This window comes from Pelagicoccus sp. SDUM812005, from assembly GCF_031127875.1.
In the GTDB taxonomy this organism is placed as follows: Bacteria; Verrucomicrobiota; Verrucomicrobiia; order Opitutales; family Opitutaceae; genus Pelagicoccus.
The window spans coordinates 219,454-233,104 of sequence record NZ_JARXIA010000005.1; the positions used below are offsets into that span (position 1 = coordinate 219,454).

10 protein-coding genes are annotated in these 13,651 nt (G+C 60.0%); 3 read left to right on the plus strand and 7 right to left on the minus strand.

What is annotated here, in order from left to right; translation table 11 throughout:
• Positions 1–41: 41 nt before the first annotated feature.
• The 5 genes from dnaJ to QEH57_RS08395 form a co-directional block, all read right to left on the minus strand.
• Positions 42–1,199, minus strand: a complete 1,158-nt coding sequence (dnaJ, locus tag QEH57_RS08375; RefSeq protein WP_309006264.1) for a molecular chaperone DnaJ — start codon at positions 1,197–1,199, stop codon at positions 42–44.
• A gap of 39 nt (positions 1,200–1,238) precedes the next feature.
• Positions 1,239–1,880, minus strand: a complete 642-nt coding sequence (locus tag QEH57_RS08380; RefSeq protein ID WP_309006265.1) for a nucleotide exchange factor GrpE — start codon at positions 1,878–1,880, stop codon at positions 1,239–1,241.
• Between the two features lie 106 nt (positions 1,881–1,986).
• On the minus strand, positions 1,987–2,505 hold the full coding sequence (locus QEH57_RS08385) for a hypothetical protein (protein ID WP_309006266.1): 519 nt from the start codon (positions 2,503–2,505) through the stop codon (positions 1,987–1,989).
• 205 nt (positions 2,506–2,710) lie between these two features.
• Entirely contained in the window at positions 2,711–3,355 is a 645-nt protein-coding gene (locus tag QEH57_RS08390) for a hypothetical protein (protein WP_309006267.1), read from the minus strand.
• A gap of 97 nt (positions 3,356–3,452) precedes the next feature.
• Positions 3,453–4,397, minus strand: a complete 945-nt coding sequence (locus QEH57_RS08395) for a type I phosphomannose isomerase catalytic subunit (protein ID WP_309006268.1) — start codon at positions 4,395–4,397, stop codon at positions 3,453–3,455.
• Between the two features lie 281 nt (positions 4,398–4,678).
• Here QEH57_RS08395 and QEH57_RS08400 point away from each other — a divergent pair, with 281 nt between their 5' ends.
• Together QEH57_RS08400 and QEH57_RS08405 are read left to right on the plus strand one after the other, a co-directional pair.
• Positions 4,679–7,147 (plus strand): DNA translocase FtsK 4TM domain-containing protein, encoded by a 2,469-nt coding sequence (locus QEH57_RS08400; RefSeq protein WP_309006269.1) that lies wholly within the window; start codon positions 4,679–4,681, stop codon positions 7,145–7,147.
• 292 nt (positions 7,148–7,439) lie between these two features.
• Entirely contained in the window at positions 7,440–8,015 is a 576-nt protein-coding gene (locus QEH57_RS08405) for a VPDSG-CTERM sorting domain-containing protein (RefSeq protein WP_309006270.1), read from the plus strand.
• 110 nt (positions 8,016–8,125) lie between these two features.
• Here the strand turns inward: QEH57_RS08405 and QEH57_RS08410 are convergent, their stop codons facing one another.
• Positions 8,126–11,338, minus strand: a complete 3,213-nt coding sequence (locus QEH57_RS08410; protein WP_309006271.1) for a VCBS repeat-containing protein — start codon at positions 11,336–11,338, stop codon at positions 8,126–8,128.
• A 188-nt stretch (positions 11,339–11,526) separates the two neighbouring features.
• On the opposite strand from QEH57_RS08410, the gene QEH57_RS08415 reads away from it, so the two are divergent.
• Entirely contained in the window at positions 11,527–12,366 is an 840-nt protein-coding gene (locus QEH57_RS08415) for a helix-turn-helix domain-containing protein (protein ID WP_309006272.1), read from the plus strand.
• Here QEH57_RS08415 and QEH57_RS08420 read toward each other — a convergent pair.
• Positions 12,356–13,561 carry a hypothetical protein gene (locus QEH57_RS08420; RefSeq protein ID WP_309006273.1) on the minus strand — a complete coding sequence of 402 codons (1,206 nt, stop codon included), beginning with the start codon at positions 13,559–13,561 and terminating at the stop codon, positions 12,356–12,358. The genes QEH57_RS08415 and QEH57_RS08420 overlap by 11 nt on opposite strands.
• Positions 13,562–13,651: the final 90 nt, after the last annotated feature.

The window sequence follows — 13,651 nt, forward strand, 5'->3', positions numbered from 1 at the left end:
AAATAACATCAGGTAAGGGCCTAGAAATCTATCAGACGATTCTAGTCGAAGATCTTCTTCGCCTTTTCGAAGAAGCCTTTCGGCTCGTCGCCATCATCCGCATCGCCGCAGGCGAGAGCGAACTCCTCGAGCTTTTCGCGCTGCTCGGAAGTGAGCGACTTGGGTACCTCGATCTTTACGCGCACCATCTGGTCGCCGTAATAACCGCCGCGCAAGCTGGGCATGCCCTTGCCCTTGAGGCGGAACGTAGTGCCAGACTGGGTACCGGCCGGAATCTTCAAGCTGGCCTTGCCGTTCAAGGTCGGGACCTCGATGGTGCCGCCGAGCGTGGCCAAAGTGAACTTGATCGGAATTTCGCAATACAGGTTTTCATCCTGGCGATCGAAGATCTCGTGGTCGCGAACGTGCAAAACGATGTAGAGGTCGCCAGTCGGACCGCCGTGCGAGCCAGCTTCTCCGTTGCCCGCGGAGCGGAGCTTGGAACCAGTATCCACGCCGGGCGGAACCTTGACCTTGATCTTCGTCGTTTCGTTGGTGCGGCCTTCGCCGCCACAGGTGCCGCAGGGCTTCTCGATCTTTTGGCCGCTGCCGTTGCAGGTCGGGCAGGTTTGACGCACGGAAAAGAATCCCTTGGACGCGGTCACTTGACCGTGGCCCGCGCAGGTCGGACAGGTTTTCACGCCGCTGCCGGGTTCCGCTCCGGAGCCGGAACACTTGCTGCAGGTCGTCGGCTTGCGGAAGGAAATCTCCTTCTCCACGCCCTTGGCCGCTTCCTCGAGGTCGATCTCGAGATCGTAGCGCAGGTCCGAGCCGCGAGAAGCTCCGCCGCGACCGCGACCACCGCCGCCTCCGCCACCGAAGAACTCTTCGAAGATGCTGCCGCCACCGCCGCCGCCGCCGAACACTTCGCTAAAGATGTCGAAAGGATCGTGGAAAGGACCGCCGGCGGACGCGCCGCCTCCGCCGCCCATACCGCCGCTGAAGGCTGCATGGCCATAGCGGTCGTAAGCCGCCCGCTTCTGCTCGTCCTTCAGAACCTCGTAAGCCTCCGAGACCTTCTTGAAGTTCTCTTCCGCTTCCTTGTTGCCGGGATTCTTGTCGGGATGGTACTTAACCGCCATCTTGCGGTAAGCCTTCTTGAGCTCGTCTTGGGTCGCTTGCTTGCTGACGCCAAGCAGTTCGTAATAGTCTTCTTTCACTGTGTTGGTTTCCTCCTGGTTCCCAATTTAAACGAGCAACTACTCGCTCTCTACTGCGGGACCTCCGCTTACGACGACAGAGGCCGGGCGGATCAGGCGACCGTTTAGCTTGAAGCCCTTGCGCATGAGGGAGAGGACCTTGCCTTCCTCGATTTCGTCGCTGGGCTGGGTCTGGAAGGCTTCCGCCACGTTCGGGTCGAACTCGTCGCCAGCCGCGGGAGCCACTTCGGTGATGCCGTTGTCCTCGAGCAAGCTCTTGAACTGGGTCAACACCATCTGGATGCCTTGCACGACGACCTTCGGGTCGGACGTTTGCTCGGCTGACATCAGCCCCAAACCGAGATTGTCGTACACGGGGAGGAAGTCCTCCAGCAGGCCGGAGATCGCGTACTGCTTGAGCTCGTCCTTCTCGCGCATCACGCGGCGACGGTAGGTGTCGAGGTCGGCGACCGATCTCAAATAATTGTTGTAGTTTTCAGCAGCCTCCGCCTTCGCGGCTTCGAGCTGCTCTTCAAGCGTCAACTCCTTCGGCTCTTCAGCGACCTCGGTCGCCGCTTCCGCTGCCTCTTCCGGGGCAGCTTCCGTCGCCTCCGCAGAAGGCTCTGCTGCTTCAGCGCTCGCCGCTTCGGCCTGCGCGTCTACGTTTTCTTCTACTTCTGGTGTGTCCTTAGCGTTTTCCATAGCCAAACTGAGATTCTCTAGATCAGTTCCTCCGGGAATCAAAGAGATTTTCGTCAAGGTCGAGCCCCTTTTTAAGAGAAAGGTTCCCCAGCAAGCTGGAAATCCCTCAATTGCGGGCCGGAGACAAGGCTCGCTTTCTCGGCGCGGCGGCCTCATCGACGGGCATCATCCCCATCGGCCGCCGGGCTGAAGCAGCGGGCGATTCCACGCCCTTACCCTTCCAGTCCTTGTCCAGCTCGCTTCTCAGCTCCGCGATCTTCTCGTCGCACATCCCATGGGAAACCGCGTAGCCGAGCTGGTCGCCCAGGAATTCGCGCAAGGAAACCCAACGCCCGTCCACCTTGACCTGATGGGTCCAGGCGCAAACCACCACCATGTCACGCATCGCGTTGGATTTGCCCAGATAATGGAGCGTGATCCAAATGCTGAAAACGCCCACCAAACCGACCAGGCAGGCAGAAACGTAGGCTGAGTAGAGCGAGACATTCGTCTTCACCCCGCCAATGCTAGCCAGCAGGTCGTAGCGCTGGTTCGCAAAGATGAAGGTGATGATCAACAGGAAGGAGAGAGCCTGCCCGGATACGATCGCAATTTGAGTGCGGTTGAGAGAGTGAAGCTTCGGCATGATCTGATAGCTGCCCGGTTCGCAAGCAGCGCACAGCGACCCGCATCGCCCACTTTTACTGGATCCTTTGACGCTCCGCCCAAAACCGCGTAGCAAACCGCAGATCTCCGGCTCCTCACGCGCATAGCCTTCCCTATGGGATCCCGAGAAGGCACCTCCCTACCCCTTGGGGTGGATGCGATACGCTTTGGGTAACGGCGCGAAACTACGGAACCGGCAGGGCCCCAACGCCACGGGCCAGCTCGAACAGCGGCCCAAAAAGATCGCGGGACTGCTCCAAGTCCGCCCGCTCCGAGTCGAGCATCGCCCGGATCCCATGGCGCGAGGGGATGATCTTGCTGTTGTCCACGAACACGACCTCGTCGACCACTAGCCTTACCTTCTCGGCGAAAAACGGCAGCTGGGCGCCGGTAGCCGGATCCGCAAAAAGGCGGCTCGCGAAAACGTCCAAATTCAAGCGGCCGTTTTCGTTCACGACCAGAGTGGCCCGCGAGATATGCATTTCCAGCTCGTAGAGCCAGATCTCGCCTCGCCCCAGCGACGACAAGCTCGCGCTGCCCTTGATGCTCTCGATCTCCAGCATTGCATCGCCGCCTCCATAGGCTCCGGGATTGCCGATGGTCAGCTTCTTGCCATCGATCGAGAGCCCACCGACCGGATTTATGGCCATGGACTCGGCCTCGGCCGGAAATCCGGTCCGGGCCTCGATCTCCAGCTGCACCGCGTCCGGCATCAGCAGCATCCAGCCCAACACGCCGCCGGCGCTAAGCACCGTCAGCAAGGCCAAAGCGGACTTCAGCACGCCACCGCGCTTGCTACGAAGCGACCTGCGAAAACGTTTTCTATACATGAGCGTATGCAATAACCACCCGATCTACGATTGCCGCAATCCTCGACGAACGATCAGGGAGAAACTGAGCCATCTGCGGTGAAAAGAAAAAGGCGACCTAAACGAAACGCTCGGTCACCAAGAAGGCCGCGCCCGCTTCGCCCTTGATTTCCCAGGCCGTATCGGCGGTGAGCAAAACGTTGTCGCCGCGCGAAACCTCTACCCCATTGGCCAAGACCTTGCCGTCGACTGGGCTAAGCAAGCGACCTTCTCCAGCTGGGATCTGAACCGCGGGCTGGCTCGCGCTGAGCGTGTACTTCACCAAGCGAAATTCCTTGCAGTCCGCCAGCACGACCGCGTCGCCCTCGGACTTCATGGCGCTCGGCTCGAAATCGTTCCACTCGATGCTGGCGAGCGACTCCTCGATGTGCAGCTGGCGAGGAGCGCCGTCCAGTCCCACGCGACCCCAGTCGTAAACGCGATAGGTCGTGTCCGAGTTCTGCTGGATCTCCAGGATCAGATTTCCCGCGTCGATCGCATGCAAGCGACCGCTCTCTACCAAAATCGAATCGCCCGGCTGCACTGGAAAACGATGGATGCACTCCTCCAAGGAATTGTCCTTCAAGCGGCGCTCGAACTCCTCGCGCGTGGCCCCGTTCTTCAAGCCCACGATGAGCGACGAGTCCGGCTTGCAGTCCGCGATGTACCAATTCTCCGTCTTGGGCTCGCCCTTGAGCTGGGGCGCCACCGACGCCGGCGGATGCACCTGCAGGCTCAACCGGTCCGCGCAATCGAGCCACTTCACCAATATCGGAAAGGGCCGCTGCGGATCGTAACCTTCTCCCATAACCGCTGTCGCATGCTCGGATATGAGCTCCCGAATCGTCTTCCCCGCGTACTCGCCGCTGGCCACTACCGACTGGGCTTCCGGCCGGTCGACCACTTCCCAGGCCTCCCCGATGACTTTGCCCTCGGGCAAGTCCCGCCCCAGAGCCTCGCTCAGGTTTCGGGCGCCCCAGACGCGTTCTTGATAGATCGGTTTGAAGAAAATCGGTGCTGACATGATAAAAGGTGGTTTAGCTCAAAACCAAAGCCCCGCCCTCACCGCAAAACAAGCAGTAAATCCCTCCAGACCAACAAAGTCCCAACAAGCTGCCCACATTCTCAATTTCGCTCGCGTCTTTCTCGAGAATCCCCATCCCAGCCCCCTTCCAGCCAATCCAACGGATGCTCCGCCTTGCGAAGAGTTTAATTGCAAAGCCGAACCAATCCCATCTTCTCGACTCTATTAAACAAGACTAGCGCCAGCCTTCGGCCCGACACTATCCTCCCTCTTTCTTTCCAATGGCGAAAAAGCGACCTTCGACCAAAGAACCCGAATCCGACATCAAGCAAGCGAGCATGAAAAGCCGCTTCATCTGGGCTGGCCTGTGCTTCCTCATCGCCGTGCTGCTCGCCCTCGCCCTCGGAGACTACACCCCCTACCAAGTCTCCATCGGACGCTCCGTCGGCTCCACCAACCCGAACGAAAACAACATGGTCGGCATCCTCGGAGCCGAAGCTTCCGAGCTACTCATCGCCGCCTTCGGACGCATGTCCTGGTTCGTCCCGCTCTTCGTCGGCTGGCTGGGCGGCGCCTTCCTGGCCCGCGACCGCCGCAACAAACTCATCCTCTCCGGCGTCATGCTGGTGGCCATGATCACCGGCTCCGGCCTCTTCACCGCCACCGGCACCACCTTCGCGAACCCCGAAGTCTACGTCACCGGCGCCGGCGGAGCCGTGGGCAACCTGCTTTACAACAACCTCCTGCACGTCTACCTCGGCACCGTCGGCTCCGCCGTCATCCTCGGAGCCATCTACCTGGCTTGCCTGACCATGATCGTCTTCCCGAGCCTGCCGGAATCGGGCGAATTCTTCCGCCACTCCTTCGCCGAATGGCGCGAACGCCGAGCCGCCGCCGCAGAGGAACGCCGCGAAGCCAAACGCCTCGCCAAGCTAGCCGCCCAAGAGGAAAAGCAACGCCTCAAGGAAGAGAAGGCCGAAGCCAAGCGCCTCGCCCAAGAGGAAAAGGAAGCCACCAAGGCCCTCATCCGCGAAGCCAAGGGCAAGAGGGCAGCCGAACCGGAAATCGATCCGGAACCCAAGATCAAAGTCAACATTCCGAGCCGCAAGAAAGCCGCCCCAGCTCCCGAGCCCGAAGAAGAGGAACCCAAGAAAAAAACCTTGGGCGAAGTCCTCAAGATCGTCGCCCCCGAAAAGACCAAGAAAGCCCGCACCGCCACCCTGCCCGTGGCCTCCGGCAACTACACCTTCCCCAAGCTCGACCTGCTCGCCGAACTGGAAGCCCCAGACGGCGCCAATTCGGAAGAGGAGCACACCGAAAACGCGGAACGCCTCAAGCAGACCCTCAAGGAATTCGGGGTCGACGTCACCATGGGCGAAATCCACATCGGCCCCGTCATCACCCGCTATGAGGTCTACCCGGCGCCCGGCGTGCGCGTGGAGAAAATTTCCAACCTGGACAAGAACATCGCCCTTGGCATGCGGGCCGTCTCCGTCCGTATCCTCGCCCCCGTACCCGGCAAGGGCTGCGTTGGCATCGAAGTGCCGAACCAAGTCCCCATGCCGGTCGGCATCCGCGAAATCCTCGAGTCCGAGGACTGGGTCAAATCCAAGGCGGAAATCCCCATCGCCCTCGGTCGCGACGTTTCCGGCAAGCCGATCATCTCCGACCTTACCAAGATGCCTCACCTCCTCATCGCGGGTGCCACCGGCGCGGGTAAGACGGTCTGCATCAACGCCATCATCACCTCCCTGCTCTTCCACTCCAGCCCCGAGAACCTCCGCTTCATCATGGTCGACCCTAAGATCGTGGAAATGAAGGTCTTCAACTCCCTCCCGCACATGCTCATTCCGGTCGTCACCGACCCGAAAAAAGTGCCGGGCGCCCTCAAGTGGCTGCTCAACGAGATGGAATCCCGCTACGAAATGTTCGCCAAGGTCGGCGTGCGCAACATCGCCGGCTTCAACGGCCGCAAGAAGCCGGAAAAGGAAAAGACCGAAGACGAAAAGTTCGAAGAGCAAATCCAGGAGGAGCTGGAAATCCGTGTCCCCCGCGACGAAGGCGTGCTGGACGAAATCCCCGAAAAGCTCCCCTACATCGTCTGCATCGTGGACGAGCTGGCCGACCTCATGATGGTCGCCCCCGCCGACATCGAAACCGGCATCGCCCGCCTCGCCCAGCTGGCCCGCGCCGCCGGCATCCACCTCGTGCTCGCCACCCAGCGCCCCTCCGTCAACGTCATCACCGGCGTCATCAAGGCCAACTTGCCCTGCCGTATCTCCTTCCAGGTTTCTTCCAAGATCGACTCCCGCACCATCCTCGACGGCGGTGGAGCGGAACAGCTTATCGGCCGCGGCGACATGCTATTCTCCCCTCCCGGCTCCTCCCGCCTCGTACGTTCCCAAGGCGCCTTCGTCTCCGACGAGGAGATCGCCGACATCGTGGAATTCCTCAAGGCCAACGGCCCGCCCAAGTTCGCCGAAGAAGTGCAGAAACAAATCGAAGCTGGCGACGAAATGGATCTCGGCGGCGGCGGTGAAGGCGGCGAAGACGGCGACGAACTCTTCAACAAAGCCATCGACGTGCTTCGCTCCACCAAGCGCGCTTCCACCTCCATGCTCCAGCGCCGCCTGCGGATCGGCTACAACCGTGCCGCCAACCTCATGGACCAACTGGAAGACCGCGGCATCGTCGGCCCCGAAAACGGCTCCAGCCCCCGCGAAATCCTCGTCGACCTCGACTCGATGTAAGGAACGACACGTATTTCTGTCAGAGCCGTCGACAGAAATACGGGACCTCACTTAATCGATTTAAACCCCTTATAATAAACAACCTACAACAGAACACAAGTAATGACCTCTAGGATCCGTCAGCTACGCTTACACTTCCACGACAAGGTCAGAAAGAACCCAAAACAACACAACCTACTGTAGATAAACACCTTAAAACAAAACTAAACAAGAGTCGCCCCCTGATGGCGCAGAGCCTGCAACTACGAACTGTCTCTAATCCAATCACCATCATACCTTATATTTTCGACTCATGAAAAAAACTATCATCACCCTCTTCGCAGCTCTGACTGCGACGGTCGCGGCCAACGCGATTGCGATAAATATCGATGATCGCTTAGTAGGAATCTACGGCAGAGAATACGACACAAGGGCCATTCCCAACGGTCATAAGGTCAAGGCAACCGGTAACGAACACTTGGACGAGCTGGTAACCATGCTTGGACTTTACAATACGACCAGCACTCAGATTGGCTATAGCATCGGAACTTTGGCGAGCGGTTCTGCAGTTCCAGCGCCTCTCCTTCCGGTTCCCACCACCCATTTCCTGCAAGCCAGCAGCGGCCCTGGAACTCCCACCCTCACTACCGTCCTTCCCAACATCGGCTCCCTCTATCTCGGCCTCAAGTCGGCGAACGAAGTAGCATTCTACTATCTCGGCGGCCTCTCAGCAGGGACTGAAATCACCGTAACGAACGCAAATGATTCCAAGGACATCTCCAACTGGTCCTACTACGGAACAGCTCTAGTCCCCGATTCCGGCACAACCCTCGCTCTCCTCGGAGCAGCTCTCTTCGGACTCATCGGCTTCCGTCGCTTCAAGAAGTAAGCGAAGCGCAAACAAGCTTTCCAAAGAGCCAAGCGTCACGCTTGGCTTTTTTTCGTGCGTTCGGCCTCCGCTATCCGAGGCTCCCGCCCCTCGCGAATCGCTTCCGCCTCTCACTCCCCTGCCGCAAAAACGTACAGCGGCCCCTCGCTGATCGCTACCAGTAATTCGCAGCGTCCATCTCCGTCGAGGTCCGACCAGACCAAGCGCCGCGCAGCGCCCTTCTCGATCGACACCCCCGAGCGCCCGGGAAGCTCGCAGCGAAAAACTCCTTTCCCGTCGTTGATCAACAGTAGAACGAAACTCGATTCCGGAAGCACCGAGGCCACCGGCTGCGGCGAGAGCGATTGCAAAATCGCCGCCACATCGACATCACCGTCGCCATCGAAATCCGCCGCCAACAAGTCGATCGCCGTTCCCGCTTGAGCGAGCGCCGGCAGTCGCTCCCGCCGAAACCCGCCCGTCTCGTCCTGCAGCAACAAGAGCGAACGCCGCTCCGTAAATTCGTAGCGATCGTAAGCCTCCAAAACCTCCTCCCCAAACGCCTCCCCCACGCTCATCTTCGCATACTCCGCATAGGCTCCGGTCCGCTTCGCGATTTCCGGAAAATCCAACTGGTGAAAGATGCGCGACTCCCGCGGATACAAAACGCCATCGATCGCTTCCGCTTCGATGTACTTTCCCTGCACCGTCTCCTCACGCGGAGCCCACAAGACAGCCGGCGACTCCTCCGAAACCGCATACTTGTTGTTCTCCCCCAGGTTTCCCAAAACGATATCCAGCCGGCCGTCCCCATTGAAATCCGCTACCGCGGCGCTTTTCCAAAGCCCACTCCCCACTCCCGCAAAGACCTCCGGCCACTCCCGCAATTCGTCCGCCTCCTGCTTCCCGGCCAGGGGCGAAGCATACTCCCGCAGCTGCACCACGTCACGATCCCCGTCGGCGTCCAAATCCGCCAACACCAGCCGAGCCGTACGACCGCTCTCGGCAAACGCATGCGGCAAGAGCTCCCCCTCCCTCGAGTAGACACGATTGTCATGGGCCTGCGGATACCAACCTCGAACCGTTCCGCCCGCCAAGAGCATGAGACCGTTTTCCAAACGAACCGCAGCAGACGAAGCCTCCGGCGGCGACTCAAAATCCGCTCTCTCGAACTCCAGCCCTCCCTGGTTCAAATAGAGCCGATCCGCGTAGTACTCGTCCCCCGCATCGAGCTCGACGCCGCCGCTGGACACGAACAAGTCAAGATCGCCATCACCATCGAAATCGAAAGGAACGATCGCGGAATCCTCCGCCAGTTCGTCGTCCTCGAAAACGTCCACCGCTACAGCTCGCAAAGCCCGACCGCCCTCGTTCCTCAATAGGACCAACGCTTGACCGGTCGCACCGCCCAGCAGCACATCCTTGAAACCATCCCCGTCCAAATCCGCAAGGGCCATGGCCGGCCCCAATCGATCCTCCGTAAACGGCAACAGCGCCTGCCCGCGACGCACAAAGAAACGATCCTCCAGTCGCTCGCTTTTCGGATCCACCCAAATGTCCGATCGCTGAAAGCGCGCCTTTTCCTTCGGTCCGTTCTCCGAGCTCGCGAGAACGTCTTCCCGAACCGTATAGCGCTTCCCAAAGGCCAGCCCCTCCAAGCGCTGCCGCTTGCCCGACGGCCATTCCACCACCAGCGATTTGATCGCGTCGCCTGCAGTGGCCGCGAAGTGCAGAGTCGGATCGTCAACCGACATGTATCCACGCATCGACGACAGCTCCCGCGTTTGCGTCCCCGAGCGGGTCTCCAGCCTCACCGTCGCCCCCAGGCCCATTCGATTGCTTTGCACTCCCTCTAAACGCAAGGCCAGCCGCTGCCCCTCCCCGCTATTGTTTCGATAAACTCCCAGCCCTTCCTTCCAATTGCTGGTAACAAGATCCAAATCGCCATCGAGGTCGAAGTCCGCAAACGCCGCCGCAAAACTAACGCCCTCCGCGGCCAGCCCCCAAGCTTCGCTTACCTCGGAAAAGCGGAAATCCCCGTCGTTGCGAAACGCCAGATTCCGCTCCCGCAGCGGCGGACTCGCCTCGAAGACCCGCACCCGCGTCGCCAAGCTCCGCGCCTTCGTCATCTGGTAGGCGAGGTCTCCGTCGTGAAACGCCCGCGTCATCCCGTTCGCAAAAAAGACGTCCAGCAGCCCATCGTTATCAAGATCCACGAAGCGAGTCGCCCAAGTCCAATCGCTCGCGTGCAAGCCGGCAAAGCGGCTCACCTCAGCAAAACGCCCATCCCCCAAGGCCGCCCAAACCATGTTCTGCATGTATTGGTTTACACCCGAACGCCGGGCCCCGATCAACTTGCCCGAGAGCGGCCCCACCGCTCTATGATAGTACTCGCGGTCGCGAGCCAGCATCTCTGCAGCGATCAAGTCGGCATGCCCGTCGTTGTTCAAATCCCCAGCATCCACTCCCATCGAGGAATACGGAGCGCTGCCAAGCGCCTCTCGGATCACATCGCTAAACGTACCGTCCTTGTTATTCCGATACAGCTTATCGACCGCTTCGAAGTCGTTGGAAACATAGATATCCAGCCAACCGTCTTCGTCGAAATCCCACCATAGCGCCGTATGCCCCTGCCCCTCTCCAGCGATGCCAGCCTGCTCCGTCACGTCGACGAAGCGCCCCTCGTCATTGCGAAACAACAAGTCCGGCAGCCCGTCCAAGCTCTCCGATCCATGCAGGTAGTTCTGCTGCAGATACAAGTCCAGGTCACCATCCCGATCGTAGTCGGCAAACGACGGAGCGTTGGATCCGCCACGGTAGTCGAGCCCCCAATCCGCCGCCCGGTTCTCGAAGCGTCCGCTTCCATCGTTCACCCACAGCTCGTTAGTCCCCGACACGTAGCAAACGTAGAGATCCAAATCTCCGTCCCCATCGATATCCACCCAAGCCGCGCCCGTGCCAAAGCCCGTCCCGCCCGCCACGCCCGCCAACGCCGTCACGTCTTCGAACCGGAAATCCCCTCCATTTCGGAAAAGGCCGTTCGGCGAATCCTTTCCCACCGCGAACAGATCCGGCAAGCCGTCCCCATCCATGTCCCCCAAGGCTACGCCCGTTCCGATCGAGCCATTGTAGTATTGCTTCCAAAGCTCCCGCCAGCGCCGCGGATGGTCGAAGCGATTCTCGAACGCGATCCCCGTACGCTCCGTATCCATTCTTTCGAACAACGGCTGGCCCGCCCCGCCACCGCTTGCCGGCTCCAGGTCCTGCACGGACACGATTTGCCCCATCGATACGGATGGGAAGCAGGTCAAAACGCTCAGGGCTGCAATTCGCTTAAGGGGCATGGGGTACGCTCGCGGAGGACAATTCGAGTGGAACCAAGCCCCGCTCCAAGGTACAACCTTTAATTGGACTCACACGAGAACAAGCCTCCCCCAGCCCTGCGCCCATTTCGCGGCTTCCGCTCGAATTATGCGCTCTCTTCACTCTGGAGGCTTGTTTTACAAAAAATTCCGTTTAAACACAGAAACTGATGCAGAGTATTGGCGAAAGACTGGAAGAAGCGCGCAAGCGCAAGGGTGTCACGATCCGCGAAGCGGCCGAAGCGACGAAGATTCGCGGTGACTACCTCAACAGTTTCGAAAACAACAACTTCCAAATCAACGTCCCCGACATCTACGTGCGCGGATTCCTGCGCTCCTACTGCAATTTCCTCAAGGTCAACAGCGAGAAGGTCATCACCGACTACAACGCTAACCTGCTCGGCGAAGCCAAGGCCGCCAAACGCGAACACCGCGAGTTCTTCGGCCGCATGGAGCTCCAGCAAACGCCCCTCGTAAACGAGGAAAGCAAAGCCGGCGCCCCCGCAACCCCCATCGACGACGACAAGCTCCGCGCCGAAGAGGAAGACGAAGACAAGATCAGCTTCCTCGACAAGATCGACAAGGAAGCCGCCATCAAGATCGGCATCGTCGCCGTGATCGCCGTCATGCTGCTGCTCGTCATCATCTGGCTCTTCCGCACGCTCACCAGCGGCGGAATCGACGACACGGTAGCCACCAACAGCACCGGCCTCGTCCCCACCCAGCAAACCACTTCCGCTCCCGCCGCCAACAGCAACAACGCCCCAGCTGCGGCTAAGGAAAAAATCGTCCTCATCGCTACTGGCGACGTCCGCGTTTCGGTCACCGAACGCAACACCGGCAAGGTCCTGCTCGACTACTTCCCCATGGTAGCCGGACAACGGGAAACCATCGAGAAGAGCGGCCCCGTCAAAATCGACTACACCGCGGGCGAAAACCTGCAGGTCGAGGTCAAGGGTACCGCCTACGGCACCGGCAAGACCGGCCAGAACTACTCGACTATTCCTTGATCCCCGTCGCGATCGGTACGGTCAAGCGCTGCTCGGCCGGATAGCCCTCCACTACCGCCGGCAAGAAGACCCAGTCCTTCACCGCCGCCAGCAACTGCTTGGCAGCCGGCGTATCGCCCCCCTCCACCATGCGGGCGTCTTGTGCGCGTCCCAGGCGATCCACCAGCAGCTCCACCCTCAGCGCCTTCGTCTTCTTCGAAAGCTCCAGCTGGGGCAACGGCGAATACAACGGACGGGCCGACCTGTCCTTCATTTCCGGATACGGGATCATCTCCAAAGCCTCCGAAAAGGGAGCGAACTCATTGAAGAAGAAGTTTTGCCGCACCGTCGTGACCAACGGCTTCCCCTTGAAGGTCCCCGCCTGGTAACGCGTTTCAACCACCGTCTTCCATACCTCGGGTAGAAATGCGGCATGGTCCGCGGAAAAATCGATGATCTCGATCACGCGCCCATCCTGGCCGATCGAATAGATCGCCGACGCATAACCGCCGCCCACCTTTCCTTGCAGCGACTTCGGAAAGTCCAACAAGCGGGCCTTCACCACCTTGGCTGGTTCCACCTCGCCATCGACCGATGACGCCCGTCGGGCAGCCGGTCGAGCGGAAGTCGAACCGCCGCCCCTCATTTCGTCCACCACGATAGGATCGTCCGGTTCGTAGCGCCGGATCTCCTGTCCCTTCGAAAAGACGCGATAGCCAAAGGAGCCGCCTCCGAAGCCCGCATTCACCGGCAAGGTTATCGAAATCCGCTCCGCCCCTGTGGTGTTGATATCCGAAATCTCCCGCAGTAGGTACGTGTTCTCGCCCTGCTCCGGCGCGATGATGAAAAGGATAAAGCAGTCCTCGAAATCGCGCTCCGCCTGCACCGTCGCCACGAAGCGAAAATAGAAGCCACCCAAGGGCGAACCGTAATCCTGCCCCATGATAGCGTTGCGCTCGATCACCTCGATCGCCCCGTCCGTAAACTCGTTCGCGTCCACCACCCGCACGTACGCATCCGGCACCAGCATGCGCTCGCCCTGCACTTCCACCACCGGCGTCGATCCGCTCATCGCCACCACCGGCAGCATCTCGTCCTCGTACGAAACCAAAACCTGCGTCTGCGAAAAGCCCCACGAAACCGCGCCCAAGCCCATCGCCACCGCCGCCCACCAACGCCTCGCTTCGCCCATTCGATTTCCCGATAAATATTTCATCCTTTCAATAGCCAGAGAATCGTAAAACTATCACCGCCCCGCTTCGCTCGCAAGCGACAGCTACACAATTCCCTCAGCGAAATCTCCCTC